This is a genomic window from Runella sp. R0.1_18, assembly GCF_057652155.1.
The window spans coordinates 409,255-427,570 of record NZ_JBYFCK010000002.1 but is presented as its reverse complement, the minus strand read 5'-3'; the positions used below and the strand labels follow the sequence as shown (position 1 = coordinate 427,570).

The window sequence follows — 18,316 nt, the reverse complement described above, 5'->3', positions numbered from 1 at the left end:
ACCTTCCAAGTTTAGTTATCTACGAAGTAAAAAACTTGGAAGGTCTAAATTGTTCACTGGGTGAGACCTTCCAAGTTTGGTTATCTACGAAGTAAAAACTTGGAAGGTCTAAATTGACTATTTTGAAATGCGTTGATTCCAATATACCAAGACGTTGAGCGTAGAACGACCCGACGCAATCAGGTCTAAATCGCCGTCATTGTCGAGGTCGGCGGCTTGTAAATCTTCGCAGGCCATCATTACACTTTCGTCCAACGTAAACTCTTCCCAATTTTCGCCATCTTTAGGAATAAACAACCGCACTCCTACTTTCTTATCGGCGTTCGGATTGCGCCATCCTACCGCGATTTGTGAAGAACCCGTTCCCAGAAAATCTTCACAAACTAGGGCGTGGCCTTGGTTGAGCCGAGTGGTTAGCACTTTTTTGGTGTTGGTTTGAGGATCCAAGACCAAAAGCTGATTGCCATGCCAAGGACTAATGGCGGCCACAAAAGGCTTTTTGTTGGGCAAATATCCGCGACGAACTTCACCCACACCCGTTCCTTCACCTATCCATTGCTGCGTGGGCATCCACTGTCCTTTTTGATAACTTACTACTTTGCCTCCTTCTTTGCTGCCTATGAGAAGGCGGGTTGCGTTTTGGTCTTCCCAAATTTCAAAATTGTGCGTAATGTGCAGCGTGGAATCAATCAGGTGATAAGGCCAAGCTTGTTTTGGATTTTTAGGAACATCGTACGCCAATAGTTTTACGCCCACTCCTTCACCATTGGAATTTCCTAGTCCGTGAAGCGGCGCGACAATGAGTTGGTACTTATTTTTATCAACTTTTGCCCAACGCATTCGGTGGGTAGTGATTTCGTGGTGAAGGCGTACGGGTTCCCACAATTGCGTAGGGTCTTTGGGGCGAATCAAATAAAAAACTGCTCCCGATTGCGTGATGTCCTTGGTTTCGGCGGGGTTCCACATTGCCCCTACGGCTACCTCTACACGACCGTCGCCGTCGATGTCGCGGGCGGCGATACAAACATTGTCTTTAGGAGTAAGATTGGCTGCCATGACAAAGCGTTTCCAATCGCCATTTCTATACCAAACAATCTCTTTTTGGTCGGCGAGTAAAATATCTTTTCGTTGGTCGCCATCTACATCGCCAATGGCTAGTCCATAACCAATACTGATTTGATTATCAATGACTTGTATTTTAAAGTTAGGGGCAGGGGATTGTGCAAAAAGGGAGGCCGTGGATAGTTGGATAAGTACAAAAAGCAGCTTTTTCATTGGCATAGAAATTTGAAAGTGTGACGATGAGAAACGCGCGGGCGTCTAATGATTTAAAAAGCAATTAAAAAGCACAATCTTTTCTTAAATTGTGAAAAATTGCAATACATTTGACCAAACCAATAAAACCACTATTTAAACTCAATCTTACACAAAATGAAAAAGTTACTCGCCCTGTTAATCACCCTTTTATGCTTTGGCGTAACGCTAGATAGCGTAGCACAAACTGAAACAAAACCGAAAAAGGAAAAGAAAGAAAAAGCGAAAGACAAAGCCGAAGATAAAAAAGACAAAAAGGAGGACAAGAAGGATAAGAAAGAAGATAAAAAAGACAAGAAGGAAGACAAGAAAGATAAAAAAGAGGACAAGAAAGATGCCAAAACTGACAAGGGGAAAAAAGACAAGTTAGAAGACAAGGCTGACAAAAAAGAAGATAAGAAGGACAAGAAGGAGGATAAGAAAGACAAGAAAGAAGATAAGGCTGACAAAAAAGAAGACAAAAAAGACAACGCCGCGCCAAAGAGCAAAGACGCTAAAGTGAAGCCTTCTGCCAAGGTCGATGATGGCAAGGAAGCCGATGGAAACACGCGCAAGAAGGTAGCAGGCGCTGATAAAACCATGGGTAAAGACGACAAAGGTCGTACCATTTACCAAGGACCTCGCGGTGGTCAATATTACATCAATTCAAACGGGAATAAGACGTACTTGAAAGCCGACGATAAATTGTAATCGTTGGAACGAAGAATCATAAAAAAGGCGGCCCGTAAACGAGCCGCCTTTTTTATGAGCAAAAATTATTTTGGAGCTTACTTTGACGCTGCTGCGTAAAGCTCGGCTACTTTGTCCCAGTTAACAACGTTCCAAAACGCATCGAGGTAGTCAGGACGTTTGTTTTGATATTTCAAGTAATAAGCGTGCTCCCACACGTCAATCCCCAAAATAGGTGCGCCTTGCACGTCAGCTACGGGCATAAGTGGGTTGTCTTGGTTGGGGGTAGAAGTGATGACAAGTTTTTTGTCTTTTACAATCAACCAAGCCCAGCCTGAGCCAAAACGACCCGCACCAGCAGCCTTGAATTTGTTTTTAAATTCGTCAAATGAACCAAATTCTTTGGTAATCGCTGCGGCTAGTTCTCCTGACGGCATGCCACCTTTGCCTGGCGCCATGATGTTCCAGAAGAACGTATGGTTCCAGTGACCACCGCCATTGTTGCGGATGGCAGGAGCCGTTTCTTTCGTAATTCCTTTTACCAAAGCATCAATGCTCAATTTTTCTTCGGGCTTTCCTGCCACAGCCGTATTGAGGTTGGTGATGTATGCTTTGTGGTGACGGCCGTAGTGAATTTCCATCGTTGCTTTGTCGATGCTAGGCTCAAGTGCTTCGGGAGCGTACGGAAGCGGGGCTTGCGTAAATTGGGCGGTTGCCTGCAACGCCCCTGCTGTAAGAACCACTACAAGTGCGTTTCTAAGAAAATTAGTTGTCATTGTGGTATAAAAGAATGGTTGAAACGTGAATGAGGTGCAATATTACGCAGAATAGAACGCAAGAAAAGCGAACAAAGTTGTTTTTAATCAAAAATAAAAGACCTTCTGCCCGAAGTCAGAAGGTCTTTTGTAAGTATAAATGTCTGGAAGGGTTTAGGAATAACTTCTACAAAGGTACAAGATTATTTTAATAAATGAACTATTTCAAGAAAAAATTTGAAAATAGTATCTTTTTGTCCCGCTTTACCTCCTAAATTTGTTCAAAATACCGTTTACGTTCCCAGTCAGTTACCGATGAATTAAAAGCTGCTTGCTCTGTACGATAAAAATGGGTGTAGTGTTCTACAACGCTCTCCCCAAATGTTTCTTTGGCAAAAGGGCTATGGCTAAAAATGTCGATTGCTTCGGCCAATGTATAAGGAACGCGTGGCAAATGTGCTGCCGCATAAATGTCGCCATCAAAAAGGGCAGGTGGTTCAATCTTGTTTTTGACGCCTTCCATTCCCGAGGCTAATAAGGCCGCAAAAGCCAAATAAGGATTACAGTCAGCGCCTGGAATGCGACATTCGATGCGCAAGCTTTTTCCTTGGCCTACTACCCGATAGCCCGCCGTGCGGTTGTCATAGCTCCAAGCTAGGCGCGTAGGTGCCCATGAGCCGTCCACGTAGCGTTTGTAGGAGTTGATGGTAGGGGCATAGAATACCATCACATCAGGGGTGTATTTGATACAACCTCCCAAAAACCAACGAAACACGTCAGAGCCCTTTACGGGACCCAGTTGGGTATCGCCGTCAAAAGCGTTTTGACCGTCTTGCCATAAACTGATATGAATGTGACAGCTTGAGCCTGCGCGGTCGGCGGCAAATTTGGCCATGAAAGTCACACTCCAGCCCATGGCTTCGGCAATTTCTTTAAGGCATTGTTTATAGACAACGTGACGGTCGCCCATGTCCAAAATATCCGAATAACGGACGTTGAGTTCGTGCTGTCCCAATCCCCATTCTCCTTTAGAGGTTTCAACGGGTACACCCGACTGTTTCAAGTATCGTCGTGCAGCGGCATTGAAGGCTTCGGTGCGCGTGCCTTGTAAAATATGATAATCTTCGATGTACCAGCCTACAGGTTTGAGGTTGTGGTAGGCTTGGTTATGTGCGTCGCGGAAGGAGTTCTCGAACAAATAGTATTCTAATTCGGACGCCGCAAAAACGGTATAATCACTGGCTTTTTCGAGTTGAGATCGAAGAATAGAACGAGGGGCAATATCAACGTATTCGTGCGTTTTCTCATTTTTGACGTCACAAATAACCATTGCCGTGCGGTCGAGCCAAGCAGCAATCCGAAGGGTGGACAAATCAGGAACCAAATGGAAATCGCCGTAACCCAATTCCCAGTTGGCGAAAGAATACCCTGGAACGGGCTCCATGGCCATATCGGTCGTGAGGAGATAATTACATCCGTGTGTTCCGCTTTCAAAAACGTCGTTGACGAAATATTCGGCATCAAACCGCTTCCCGACGAGGCGTCCGTAGTGGTCGGTAAAAGCAACAATAATGGTTTCAATAGTTTGTTGTTGGACAGCGTCTCGTAGCTGTTCGATGGTTAAAAGGCCCTTAGGTTTAGACATGGTGTTATTTTTTGCCCCAAGTTAGGCAAAAACCTCAAAAGGTTATTTCCCTTTTTTCTTCATTTTCATTTGAAGAGGCAAACAATTTTGTTTGTCACAACTACAATCGTTGTGCGTAGTTTGGATGGTGACGTCGTAGAAAAGCCCGCAACGATTAAAAATTCTAACGGTATAGTATTGGTTAACATTGGATAGCGCGCCTATAATTCCGTCAGTAGGAAGCGGTTGCGCCGTTTCGTACGTTGCTCCACCTCGGTAGGATGTTCCTAGCGAATAATCGAACCGCTCGCCGTCTTTTAGGTTTTCAATTATAATTTGCCCATCGCTCAGAACCGTATCGCCAATACAAGTAGCAGGGCGCGTAGTCAAGGTAAAAGTCGGTTGCCCGATTTTCGTCCCCACGGCTTTGGTACGAGTGCTACTCACGCAGCCTGCCACTACAAGCGAGCGCCCTTCGGCATAAAACTCCCCAAAGAAATTAGGCTGGTACGTAAGTGAATTGGCTTTAAGTAAGTTGCCATCTTTGTCGTACCAATCGACGGTTATGTCTGTCCCGACGGCACCCACTAAAATTGGGAAAGGCTCGCCTTCGCAAATCGTAAAGCTGGACGGCACCACTGAAACAGCAGAAGGATTACAGTTGCAATCTACGTTTGTGATAGTAACGGTTGTATCGGTAAAGCAATTAGGTTCTCCAAAAATACGGATGGTATAGCTTTGGGACGAAACTGGATTAGGAATATCACGAACCAAAATACTATCCCTAGGAATATCAAGAGCGGTGTCAAAGGTTCTGTTGCCTGTGTAAGAGGTACCTACGGAGAAATCATACTTTGTCCCATTTTTGAGACGAGTCATTGAAATTTTACCATTGTTTTGAGCCGCTGAATTGCTACAAGTCGAGCGATTGGTTGTCACCTGAAACGATGGCAATTCATTAATAAAAGCATACGACGGCGCGCGAGAAGTTGACTTACAGTTGGTGAGTGTATCGCGAGCTTCGGCGTAGTAGATACCAGCTTGGGTAGGTTTGAACAAGATTGAACCTCTCAAGAGGAGATTTCCACCCGTTGGGGCATCGTACCAATCGACAGTGACGCCCGAATCGACGAACCCTTTGACGGTTCTGAGGGTATCGCCTTCGCACACGGCTTGGCTTTCAGGGACAACGAAGACGGGTTTTGGACATTCGCAAATGCGCGGTTCAAAAGCGACGGTGGAGTCGGTGTAGCAACCTGTGCCGTCAAATACCCGAAAAGTATAAAATTCTGTAGCGGACGGATTGGCTAGATTTTTTAACGCAATTCCGTCAGCAGGAATGTCGGTAGCGTTGTCGTAAGTTTTGTTACCTGTATAAGTTTTTGCTTTGGTGAAATCGTAACGTTTAGCCCGTTTTACATCGACGATGGTGATTTTGGCGTCGGGGCGCACATCGGTTCCATCACAAGTACCACGAGTGACGACCAGGTCGAATGAAGGCAATTCATTAATAAAGGCATACGACGGCGCGCGAGAAGTTGATTTACAGTTGGTGAGTGTATCGCGAGCTTCGGCGTAGTAGATACCAGCTTGGGTAGGTTTGAACAAGATTGAACCTCTCAAGAGGAGATTTCCACCCGTTGGGGCATCGTACCAATCGACAGTGACGCCCGAATCGACGAACCCTGTGACAGTTCTGAGGGTATCACCTTCGCACACGGCTTGGCTTTCAGGGACAACGAAGACAGGTTTAGGGCATTCACAAATGCGTGGTTCAAAAGCGACGGTGGAGTCGGTATAGCAACCTGTGCTGTCAAATACCCGAAAAGTATAAAATTCTGTAGCGGACGGATTGGCCAGATTTTTTAACGCAATTCCGTTGGCAGGAATGTCGGTAGCGTTGTCGTAAGTTTTGTTACCAGTATATGTTTTTGCTTTGGCGAAATCGTAACGTTTGCCATTTTTTACATCGAGGATGGTGATTTTGGCATCGGGGCGGACATCGGTTCCATCACAAGTACCACGAGTGACCACCAGGTCGAACGATGGCAAATCATTAATAAAAGCATACGACGGCGCGCGAGAAGTTGATTTACAGTTGGTGAGCGTATCGCGAGCTTCGGCGTAGTAAATACCAGCTTGGGTAGGTTTGAACAAAATCGAACCTCTCAAGAGGAGATTTCCACCCGTTGGGGCATCGTACCAATCGACAGTGACGCCCGTATCGACAAAACCTTTGACAGTTCTGAGGGTATCACCTTCGCACACAGCTTGGCTTTCAGGGACAACGAAGACGGGTTTTGGGCACTCACAAATGCGTGGTTCAAAAGCGACGGTGGAGTCGGTGTAGCAACCAGTACTGTCAAATACCCGAAAAGTATAAAATTCTGTAGCGGACGGATTGGCTAGATTTTTTAACGCAATTCCGTCGGCAGGAATGTCGGTAGCGTTGTCGTAAGTTTTGTTACCAGTATATGTTTTTGCTTTGGCGAAATCGTAACGTTTAGCCCGTTTTACATCGACGATGGTGATTTTGGCATCGGGGCGCACATCGGTTCCATCACAAGTACCACGAGTGACCACTAAGTCAAATGATGGAGGATTGCAACCACAATCGGTGCGAGCAATGGTTACAGTTTTGTCAGTAAAGCAATTCGGTTCACCAAAAATACGAATCGTAAAGGTTTGAGAAGTGGCAGGATTGGCAATATTCTGAACAAGAATACTGTCGGCGGGGATGTCGAACGCATCATCGTAAGTACGTTTGCCAACGTAAACCGATCCTACTGAAAAATCGAAACGACTGCCATTTGCGAGATTTTTGAGTACTATTTTGGCATCATTTTGTGCAACAAAATCTTCACAAGAGGCTTTCTGCGCATCAAGGTCAAATGACGGTAATTCATTGACAAAAGCATACGACGGGGCGCGTACCAAACCTTTGCAGTTGGTGAGTGTATCGCGGGCTTCGGCATAATAAATACCTGACTGTGTAGGCTTGAAGAAAATCGAACCACGCAAGAGAAGGTTACCACCCGTTGGTGCATCGTACCAATCGACAGTAACGCCAGAATCGACAAAGCCTTGTACCGTTCGCAGCGTATCTCCTTCACAAACAGCTTGACTTTCGGGAACGACAAATGGTGGTTTGGGGCACTCACAAATACGCGGCTCGAAGGCCACGGTTGAGTCGGTGTAGCAGCCTGTACTATCGAAAACTCGGAAGCTGTAAAATTCGGTGGCAGGCGGATTGGCTAGGTTTTTTAACGCAATTCCGTCGGCAGGAATGTCCGTTGCGTTATCGTAAGTTTTATTACCAGCATACACCGTACCTTTGGTATAATCGTAGCGTTTGCCATTTTTTACGTCAACGATGGTGATTTTAGCGTCGGGGCGTACATCAGTTCCGTCGCAAGTACCTCGCGAGACTACCAAGTCAAACGACGGCATTGGATTGATAAAAGCATACGAAGGAACTCGTCCCAAACCTTTGCAACCCGATAAAGTATCACGTGCTTCGGCGTAATAAATTCCTGCTTTGGTAGGGGTAAAGAAAATAGACCCTTTTTTGAGTAAATTACCTTGCTCGTCGTACCAATCAACGGTAACTCCTGGTTCTACAAAACCACGAATGGTGCGTAATGTATCATTTTCACAAATGCTTTGGCTTTCAGGAACAACAAACGGAGGCGCAGGGCACACGCAGTCGCGCCGGGCTAAAGTAGCTACTCGGTCGGCGTAGCATCCTGTCGCGTCAAAAACCCGAACTGTGTAAGTGCGCGGAGTCATTGGGTTAGACAATGTGTCTGCCAAGACCCCATCCGTAGGTATTGCTTGAGCAGTAGCAAAAGTTTTATTCCCAGTATAGGTGCTTCCGACCGAAAAATCATAACGGAGTCCGTTGGTAATCTCTTTGATAATCAATTGTCCGTCTTTGCGCGCAGCCAAGCCATCGCATGAAGTTGAAATTGTCTGGGCTGTAAAAGAAGGAGTTGGGTGAATAATCACTTCAGCCGAGTCCCGTGAGTTGCTTAAACAGCCAGATATTTCGGCGCGAGCTTCGGCATAGATTTTACCCGCCATGGAAGGCTTAAAGGTAAGTGTTCCAGAAGCAATTAAATTTCCTCCCGTAGGGGCATCGTACCAATCGGCTGTGACGCCCTCACTCACAAGTGCATGAATGGTTTGAAGCGTATCTCCACTACAAATCGTCTGGCTAATAGGGGTAATTGTAATCGCGACGTTGGGACAAGGGCAAACGGGTGATGAAACGGTAAACGTGGTGTCGCAGCTATTTTTGCTAAAGATTAACGAAGTGTTGGTGCCTACGGAAAGCTCGCTGATGGTAAAATGCCCATCACTTAACTGTAATAACGTTCCCGATGGACTAGCAACAGTTCCGTTTGTTTTTCCGTAAATCGTATAAACTTTCAATGATGGCGAACAAACAACCGAATCGACCGTAAATGTGGGTTTAGGTTTAATCGTCACAGCTACGGTATCATTGGCTACACAGCCATCCAACGTAACTATTACTGTATATTTCCCACTTTGTTGGGGCTGCATTCCGTTGATGGCTACTTGTGGTGCCGTACCAATCATTACGCCATTAGGGTCTTGCCAAGCATAGGAGGCATTGTTGACGGCGGTTGTGGTCAACTGCAATTGCTGTCCTTCACAAACGGGGCTATTTGAGAGGGCTTTAACCGATGGGCGGGCTTTAACGGTAACTCGAATCGAGTCAGTGACGCTACAACTGCCGAGGGTTGTTGTCATCAAATACACCCCACTCATGTCGAGACTAGCATTTGGACGAACCACTGCCGAGTCAATCGCTAAAAACTGTTTGGGTCCTGACCAAGCAAAGGTGGTGCCTTGCGGTGCACCCTGAACAAATAGTCGAAGGCTATCACCTTCGCAAATGGGGGAATTGCTACTGAGGGTAAAAACGGGGCGTTTTTTTACCAAAACATCTATTGTATCATAATTAACACAGCCGTTGAGACTTACTTTGAGTAAGTATTTTCCAGCGTCAGCAAGTTGAGCAAGGGGTTGGGTAAAAGTGGCTTGGGTACCGATGACATTACCACCCAATTTTCGCCATTCATAGGTAGCGCCGATTCCTGCGTTTTGAGCCGTAAGGCGAAGGGTATCGTTTTCGCAAATAGGGCTGTTGCTGATGGCATTGGCCACAGGAAGTGGGAAAACGGTGTAGGTCAAGGTGTCGGTTTTAACGCAACCGTTAACTTTCACTGTGACTTGGTACAAACCACTTAAACTAGGGCGGGCAGGAGTAATGATTGGGTTTTGTTGAAAACTCACATACTCGTTGGGGCCAGACCACTCAAAGGTTGCGCCGATTGGTGGGGTGTTGGTAAACAACTTGATGGTATCGCTGTGGCAAATGGGGCTATTGCTGCTGATAGCAAAGGTGGGTAATGGTTTGACAAGTACATCAATGGTGTCTTTGTTTTCACAACCATTCTGACGCACCGTAAGTACGTATTTGCCCGAATCGTTTGGTTGGGCATTGGGGATATTGAATAAACGTTGATTGCCTACAACAGTGCCAGTAGCCACCTTGTTCCATGCGTAGGTAGCACCCGAACCTGCATTTGCAGCGGATAAAAATAGCGTATCTCCTGCACAAATGGGAGCGTTAGAAAGGGCTTGGGTCAATGGCAAAGGCGTGACCGAAACCAGGGCTGTATCTTGCTGAACGCAGCCGTCCAAAGTTACTTTCACCCGATACGTCCCCGTTTGGCTTAGAGATGCCTGTGTTACCGAGTACAAAGAATCAATTGAAACCACTTGGTTGGTAGGGCTAAGCCATTCGTATGTAGCGCCAAGTACCGTGGGCGTTCTTAAAACAAATGGGCTACTTTCACAGACAATGACCCCCGTAGTGTTGGCTATTGGCAAGGGCTTTACAAGGACGGTGGTGCTATCCTGAACCGTGCAACCATCGGCCGTAACTGTCACGATGTATTTGCCTGACATGCTAGGTTGGGCATTGGTACGCAATGGACTGCGGGTAGAAGCACCGAAACCGTTTGGCCCACTCCAAAGGTAAGTCGTATTGGCGTTGGCGGCGGTTGTGAGTTGTAAATCTGACCCCTCACAAACCGCGCTGTTAGAGGTAGCAGCTACAATAGGTAGTGCTTTGATGGTTAATTTAATGGCCGTGCGGGAGTTGCTAACACAGGTACGAACCGTAATATCAGTACGGCGGGTTTCGGCATAAAAAGTATGTGTACCCACGGCTATTTGGGTAGGTGTGTACTGGAGTATGCCTGTCGCTAATTTGTTGCCGCCCGTCGGTGCATCGTACCAATCGACGGTTTCGTTGGCATTGACGGTGGCTTCGAGCGAAGGGTTTGCTTGTTCAAAACATACTTCTTTGTCGCCAGCATTGACAGGGGCATCCAGGTCGGGGCAGAGGCAATCAGGTTTTTTGAGAATTACCTGTGTTTTGCAACCGTCCACATTGGTTACAGTAATGGTAATGTTGGGAGTTCCGAACGGACTAGCGCCAATGATTTCGTAGCGGCCATTGGTAAAATTAACGGCTGTACCTTCGGATGAGGAGACGGTTACGCCCGAAAGCTCAGTGGTTAACCATACCACAAAGTTAGATAAATCCGTACTGCAAACTGTCGAGTCAATCACCAGTTTTGGCAGTGGTACAATGGTGAGTGATACAGGTGTACGGGTACTGCTCACGCAATCGTGAATGAGGTTGCGGGTTTGGGCGTAATAAATGCCTGCGCTCGTTGGGGTAAAGGTTTCACTTCCCTGAACGATGGGCGTCCCACCTGTAGATGTTTCGTACCAATCAACGGTTTCATTAGAACCAACGTTGGCCGAAAGTGTCGGTATGGTTTCGTCTTGGCAAATTTTCTTATTTCCTCCGCTGCTTGGAGCATTGACTATGGGGCAAGAACAATCGGGCGCTGTGACATTTTGAGATACCGAACAACCTTTGTCAGATGTCACACTTACCGAAAGTGGGTTGACCGACGGAAGTACGTTTGAAATGGTATAGGCGTTTGCTCCCGTAGGCGTAATGATTCCCGCCGACGAAGCTAAAATTCCACCTTCAACCGTGACATCAACGCGATATGACTTTAGATTAGGAGCACAAGATGTCCCTACAATCGTAAGTTTTGGTTTAGGGTAAATAACGACTACCGCAGTGTCTTCGTTGGTACACGCTCCTAACGTTACTTTGAGGCGATACACCCCCGCATCGGCTACGCCAACGTTGTTCAAAGCAAATGAAGAACTACTACTTACCACAGTACCTGCGGCATTTGTCCATTCGTACTGAGCTAGGCTTCCTGCATTGGCAGCAGTAAGTGTGATTGTGCCACCTTCACAAACAGGCAACGACGCCGACGCAACAGCAATTGGGGTTGGGTTGACAGTCACGCTGATACGGGAAGTATCACGGCAACCATTCAAACTAGCAATGACTTCATAGATGCCCGTTGCATTTGTGGTGACGTTTTCGATTTTGGGATGTTGGTCGGGAGAAGTAAAGCTATTTGGCCCCGCCCATTCATACTTGGTCGCCGCTGGACTTGTCACCGACGTAAACTGTAGCGTTTGCCCCGAACAAAGCGGTGTATTGGCTTGTATAGTTACATTGGGCAATGGCTTTACGATTACTTCTACCGTATCGCCACTTACGCAATTATTTTTTGTGACGGTTAAAAAATACTTCCCTGCATCAGTGAGGGCTGCTTTGGCAATGCTAAATGAGGCAGAAGTGCTTAGAACCGTTCCTGCCGAATTTCTCCATTGATACTGAGCCCCCGTTCCCGCATTTTGAGCAGTAAAGTTAAGCGGACTGTCTTCGCAAACAGGGCTGTTAGTGAGGGCATTGGCAACGGGGTTTTCATAAATCGTCACATCTACGGTGGTTGTACTACTGCAACCGTTACGGGTGACGGTCAACAGGTACGTGCCGCTGTTTTGAGGTTGTGCAAGCGTGATAATCGGATTTTGCTCATTGGCTCGACTGAAACCATTGGGCCCCGACCAAGCGTATGTAGCGCCTACCCCTGCATCAGCAGCAGAGAGCATCAGGGTTTGTCCAGCACATTTTGGACTATTAGAGGTGGCTTGTGCAATGGGGCGGTCTTTGATGATAGCCTCCGTGGTAGTGGTTTGTACACAGCCGTTTACGTCGGTGACTTTGACCGTATAAACACCCGATTGAGCAAGGGTAGCAGGGTCAAAAGAAAAACTCGCGGCCGTAGAAACAAGGCTATTGGCAGCATATGTCCATTCGTAAGTAGTTCCGCCTGAAGCGTTAAACGTAATTTTTTCACCTGTACAAACTGGCCCACTGTTGACTGCTGTTGGTTGGGGTTTGGGGTAAACCGTAATGAGTTGATTTTTGACCGTTTGACAGCCTTTGTCACTCGTAACTGTTACTGAATAACTGGTCGAGGTGGCAGGAGAAACGGTAATAGACGAAGTAGAAGCACCCGTATTCCAGAGGTACGTTCCGCCGCCTGAGGCAGTTAGGGTCGTTGAAGCTCCTTCGCAAAGAATAGCGTCATTGTTGGCAATGCCCGAATTGTCAGTTGTAGTGATGGAAACAACAGGATTGGGATTGACTGTCAGTACCGTGGTATTGTTGGAGGTAATGGGAAGAAAACAAGCGCTACTTACTGCCCGTTGAACGCTGTCGATGCGTAGCGTGGCTCCGTTCTGGCTTAATGTCAAGGCCGCCGTTTGGAATGAGGCATTGCCTTGGGCATCGGTAGTAACGGAAGCGGTTAGGTTATTGGCTGTGCCAATCGAATATTTTAAATTAAAGGTAGTATTTGGACGTAATCCAGAGAAAGCAACGGTGCTTTTTTGTCCTTCACAAACTTCGTTGGCCGACATACACCCAAAGACCAAAGGTGTTTGATCATTGCCTACCAAAATCTCTACTTTGTTGCTTTCTGCTGAAGTTGGTTGGGTGCCTGTGAGCACAACGGTTCCTGAAAGTTTGAAACCCATACCAAAGTCCACGTTTCTGATGGTCCAACTGGTAAGACCTGCGCCACTAAAGTTGCCAATGGCATTTCCGTTTACGACGACGTTGGTTAAAGCTACACTTCCTGTAGGTTCATTTTGACTACCTACCACCAACTGCATGACGTTCATGGCACAGCTATTTTGTCCCGAACGATAAGTATTTATAGCCGCTGCTACGTTGGGGTACGTAAGTGTAAATGTCCCTGCACTGTTGATGACAGTGGCTTTCAGCACGTCGGTAGCGGGGTCATACTCAAAAGTAACGTCGTTGTTGCCTGGACGCCAAGTGGCATCAGCTTGCAAACGACGAGGGGGAGCAATACCCAAGTCAGGAACTCCAAGATAAAGCTCACTTTCTGACGGGCGATTGAATGCACGGTAACGTACCCCTACCAAAGAGGTAAAGTTAGCAGGTGCTCCTGCCGACACGGTGGCCGTGGGTAGCGCGGCATTGATTCCTAAACTATAGGTAACAGCGGGTGACTGACAACCATTTGCGTCGGTGACTCGGTAAGAGATCGTAGCCACACCTGTGCCAGTTGGGGTAATGCTGGCCGTACCGTTGTTATTATTAGTCAGGGTTAATAAACTAGCCCCCGACGTAACTTGCCACGTATGTGTATAAGGAGTGGTGCCCCCGTTTGGATTGCCATTGAGGGTAATTGAGTTGTTGATACAAAGGTTACTCGGCCCAGTAATACTGGCTATCGGTGACGGATTTACCGTTAAAGAAACAGAAGCTGTATCAGAACAACCTTCGGTGGTTGTAGCAATAACGGTGTAAGTCCCTGTATTTGAAGCGGTAGTGCTGGCGATGGCTGGGCTTTGATCAGTGCGGGTAAAACCGTTTGGTCCTGTCCAATTGTAAGTAGCGTTAGCGACGGTCGGGGTTGTTGTGAAACTAACAGATTGGCCTGCGCAAACGGGATTGGGCGCTACCGAAGCCGAAATCTCAGGTTTGGTTTTGATGGAAATAGCGACATTGCCATTCATGGCAGCAGCACAAACGGGAGAGGTTGTTGAACTCGCCTCCACGGTATAGGTTCCTATAGGTGTTTGTGGGCCAAAATTGAGGGCAGTACCCGTACCTGCAACCGCAGTACCCACATTTTGTCCATTTCGTTTTAGTTGGTATAAAAAGCCTGTTTCTGAACCACTCAGACCAACAGATAAACCTGGACTTCCTGCACAGTAAGCTCCTCCACCAGTGACGTTATAAAGCTGGGGTTGCGGGAAAACCGTTACTGTTGTGTTTTTTTGTTCAACACAACCTTCGCGGCTATCTGTTACTTTGATGCTGTATGTCGTAGTAGTTGTAGGATTCACCGTGCGCGTCGTTGCGGTACTACCGTTTTCCCACTGGTAGGTAAGTGTGCTTGCACCACCCGTAGCACTAGCCGTAAGCATGACAGGCTGTCCTGCACAAATGGGCGTTGGAGTGGCTGAAAGATTGAGCGTAATAGGAGGGGCAATGCGTAAATCGGCGGCGCGTTTGAGGGTACATCCTCGGCTGTCGGAGATGACCACTTCTACCAATAAATAATCGTTGGTGGTAAAAGAACGAGGGTTGCCTGTTTGGCCGTCTTGCCACGTATAAGTATAACCCGTGCCGCTACCTCCTGATGCTATAACGTTGTACAACATGTATTCTCCAACGCAGACGGTATCATCGAGTGCTTGTATTTCGCCAGAAATGGGCGGCAGTTCGTTGACCGTAATACTGCCATTCATCATCACCGAGCACGCTGGGTTGGTGGTTGTGCTGGCTTTTACTTGGTACGTTCCTCCAAAATAATTCCCCATTAACAAGGCCGAACCCGTCCCCATTTTTCCCTGACCTATATTGACGGTATTGCGAATAAGCTCGTACAATACACCCGTTTGTGAACCGCTTAGGGTCAATGGGATGCCGTTTACTCCCGCACAAATGGTCAAATCACTGGGAGCGGTTAAGGTAAAAAGCTGAGGTTTAGGAATTACTGTTATTTTGATGGTATCGCGGTCTGCACAGCCGTTGGCATCGCTTAGGCTGACAATGTAGCTTGTGGTAGTCGTAGGGCTAACCGTTTTTGCTGCTCCTGTTCCCAAACCATTGTCCCAATTGTAGGTATAAGGTGTTGTACCGCCTACCGTCGTGGCATTCAATGTGACAGCTGCCCCTTCGCAAATAGTTTGGTCAGCACCTGCACTTACATCAGGTGTAGGATTTACTTTGACCAAAGTAGTGGTTGTATTTTGACAATTATTGGCATTATATACGCGAAGCGTGTAGGTACCTGCCTGCGCCAATTGAACATTCGACAGGGTAAATTGCTGTGTAGTAGCCACAATAGCTCCACTGGCGTTTTTCCACTCGTAGTTTACGCCCGCTCCTGCGTTGGCCGCTGACACAATAACGCTACCTCCTACACAAGCAGGGGAGGTGTTGGAAGCTGATGCGGTAAGCTGAGCTGCTTGACCCACCACAACGTCGGAGGTAGTGGTAGTGCAACCGTTGGTATCGGTGACACGTACGCGGTAAGTGCCTGCGGTGAGGCTAGAAAATTGATTGCTGGTTTGGGTGGCGCCAAAAGATGTACAGTTACTTCCGCTACAAAGGGCATACACCAAGCTGCCCGTTCCGCCACTGGCAGTTATGCTAATTTTTCCATCGTTTCCTCCGAAACAGGTTGTAATGGTAGGCGTAGCCGTGGCCGAAATGGCAGTAGGTTGGGTAATGGTATAACTTGCTGAAACCTTACAGTTGTCGTTATCAGTGACCGTCACGGTATATGTTCCTGCGGCAAGATTAGCAACGTCTTCTGTGGTTGCAATGATTGTTCCTCCGCTGTTTTTCCATTCATAACTTTTAATGGAGGTAACACTCGTGGCAGTTATATCAACTTTTCCATTCGCGCCTCCGTTGCAGGTGACGTGGGTGAGGTTGGCAGTAATGCTTATCTGAATAGGCTGGGTAATGGTAGCTGTGGCGGTGGTCGTACAGCCTTTTCCATCGGTAACGGTGACGGTATAGTTTCCTGCGGGGCGTCCTACAATGCTACTGCCTCCCGTACTGCCATCCGACCAAGTATAAGAATAAGGAGAAGTCCCGCCGTTGACATCAACTGTGATGGCACCGTCTGTCCCGTCAAAACAGCTCACGTTCTTGACCGTCACAGACGCGGTCATGGGATTGGGTTGATTGACGTTGATATTTTTGGTAGTCGTACAGCCGTTTCCGTCTTTTACTGTGACATTATAGGTGCCAGCTGCAACGGCATTGAAAACGTTTTGGCTTTGAAAAGCACCATTGTTGAGTTGGTACTGTAATGGAGATGCACCCGTGGCAGTTACGGTGATGGCTCCGTTGGCTTGACCAAAACAAATGGCGTCCGTTTTGGTCAGACTGGTAATGTTAGGAAGGGCATTTACCGTTATTTTGATGTCGTCGGTAGCTGTGCAGCCTTTGGTATCGGTAACTGTGACAGTATAGATAGTCGTTGAACTAGGCGAAACGGTTTGACTGGCGCTATTGTTAGCGCCATTGCTCCAACTGTAACTGTAATTGGGGGTTCCTCCGCTGGCCGCGGCCGTAATTGTAGCTGAACCGCCCGCGCAAATGGCTTGGTCAGCCCCCAAATTGACTGAAGGTTTGGGGTTGATAACAACCGAAAATGTTTGTGCTTGACTTGTACAGCCATTGGCTGACCCCGTAACGGTAAACGTGCCCGTAATGGGGGAGTTAGTGGCATTGGTAGCCGTAAATACGGGGACTTGGCCCGTACCACTGCCAGAGCTTAGCCCGATGGCGGTGTTGTTGAGTTGCCAACTGAAGGCGGAGGCTGGGGTCGAAGTAAAATCAGTAAAATCAACAGAAGTGCCAGCACAGTACTGAAGCGGTGTTCCCGAAGCCGTAGGTAATGTTACTTTAGGGATAGCATATACCGTTAGCGCAACTGGATTAGATGCGATGCGGCAATATCCAATGCTAATATTGCCTTGCTCGGCGGCCAGTAGTCGGTATCTTGTTCCAGCAGGCGCCGAAGAAACCGAGGTATTGAGCGAAGTAGCCCCCGTAATATTCGTCCAAGTGCTTCCATTGTCGCTGCTTTGTTGCCACTGAAATTGTGGATTGTTGTAGCCTGGTGAAATAGAGCCACTTAGGCTGACATTGCCACCTTCACAGATACTAGGTACATTGGCTGATACAGAAATAGTGGGGCCGCAAGGACGAAACGTAATGTCATCAAGAAGTAGGTCATTTCCACATCCACCTGCGGCATTATTAATGATTTTTAAAACAACTTGGGTTTGGCTGGCAGGAGTTGTAAAAACAAACCCGTACTGTTTCCAAGTGAGTGAAGACGATTCTGGGATATTTCCTGTGCTGTAAGTGCCGAGTAGTGTCCCCGAAAGGGACTCAATTCGGAAGGTAAGGTTGGGGTCTATGCCACCACCACTACAGGCCGATGGTCTAAGTAAGTTGGCGATCCAGCCCGCAAATTCGTAAGTGGTGTTTCCGCAAAGTCCACTGATGGTTTGTCGATAAAACTCGCCTATTGTGTAAGAAGCATTGTAAATAGCCATCCGACCGTTGACGTCACCAGGGGTGTGGTCTTCGGCTGCATCAAACCAAGAATTGCTAAAACAAGAAAAAGTACTATTCGTGACGGTATAGTTACCGTCATTAGGGCATGAATTTGTTTGCTGAGTATAAGTAGTACTAGCTCCAGTGGCAGAAGTTGGCAAGGTGGTATAGCCTGTTCCAGTGCCAAATGTGATGTTTACCACTGGGTCACCAAGACTTCCTGTGCAAGTTTGGGCAAAACTGTAGCGTATCGAGCCCAATAACAAGGCCGAAAGAACAGAAAAAGCCGTTACTAACGTTTTGGTTCTATGAAACATTCACACAAGTTGACTAAGCCTATCTCAGACTTAG

Annotated in this window: 5 protein-coding genes; 1 reads left to right on the top strand and 4 read right to left on the bottom strand. The window is 47.2% G+C overall.

Going from position 1 to position 18,316, the window contains the following annotated elements; genetic code table 11:
• Window positions 1-117 precede the first annotated feature (117 nt).
• Entirely contained in the window at window positions 118-1,275 is a 1,158-nt protein-coding gene (locus AC23P2_RS04545; RefSeq protein WP_487772099.1) for an FG-GAP repeat domain-containing protein, read from the bottom strand.
• A 156-nt stretch (window positions 1,276-1,431) separates the two neighbouring features.
• Between AC23P2_RS04545 and AC23P2_RS04540 the strand changes: the two genes are divergently transcribed.
• Entirely contained in the window at window positions 1,432-2,004 is a 573-nt protein-coding gene (locus AC23P2_RS04540) for a hypothetical protein (RefSeq protein WP_487772098.1), read from the top strand.
• A gap of 77 nt (window positions 2,005-2,081) precedes the next feature.
• Here the strand turns inward: AC23P2_RS04540 and AC23P2_RS04535 are convergent, their stop codons facing one another.
• The 3 genes from AC23P2_RS04535 to AC23P2_RS04525 all read right to left on the bottom strand — a co-directional run bounded on the left by AC23P2_RS04535 (window position 2,082) and on the right by AC23P2_RS04525 (window position 18,282).
• Window positions 2,082-2,759, bottom strand: coding sequence for a superoxide dismutase (locus tag AC23P2_RS04535; RefSeq protein WP_487772097.1), 678 nt, complete (start codon window positions 2,757-2,759; stop codon window positions 2,082-2,084).
• Between the two features lie 250 nt (window positions 2,760-3,009).
• On the bottom strand, window positions 3,010-4,383 hold the full coding sequence (locus AC23P2_RS04530) for a glutamine synthetase family protein (RefSeq protein WP_487772096.1): 1,374 nt from the start codon (window positions 4,381-4,383) through the stop codon (window positions 3,010-3,012).
• A 42-nt stretch (window positions 4,384-4,425) separates the two neighbouring features.
• A complete protein-coding gene (locus tag AC23P2_RS04525) occupies window positions 4,426-18,282 on the bottom strand; it encodes an Ig-like domain-containing protein (protein ID WP_487772095.1) in 13,857 nt (4,618 codons plus the stop codon).
• Between the last annotated feature and the right edge of the window lie 34 nt (window positions 18,283-18,316).

What these genes read in the sequence shown, in the direction of transcription:
- AC23P2_RS04545 (WP_487772099.1), bottom strand. Translation starts at nt 1,275, where the DNA reads ATGAAAAAGCTGCTTTTTGTACTTATCCAACTATCCACGGCCTCCCTT.
- AC23P2_RS04540 (WP_487772098.1), top strand. Translation starts at nt 1,432, where the DNA reads ATGAAAAAGTTACTCGCCCTGTTAATCACCCTTTTATGCTTTGGCGTA.
- AC23P2_RS04530 (WP_487772096.1), bottom strand. Translation starts at nt 4,383, where the DNA reads ATGTCTAAACCTAAGGGCCTTTTAACCATCGAACAGCTACGAGACGCT.
- AC23P2_RS04525 (WP_487772095.1), bottom strand. Translation starts at nt 18,282, where the DNA reads ATGTTTCATAGAACCAAAACGTTAGTAACGGCTTTTTCTGTTCTTTCG.
- AC23P2_RS04535 (WP_487772097.1), bottom strand. Translation starts at nt 2,759, where the DNA reads ATGACAACTAATTTTCTTAGAAACGCACTTGTAGTGGTTCTTACAGCA.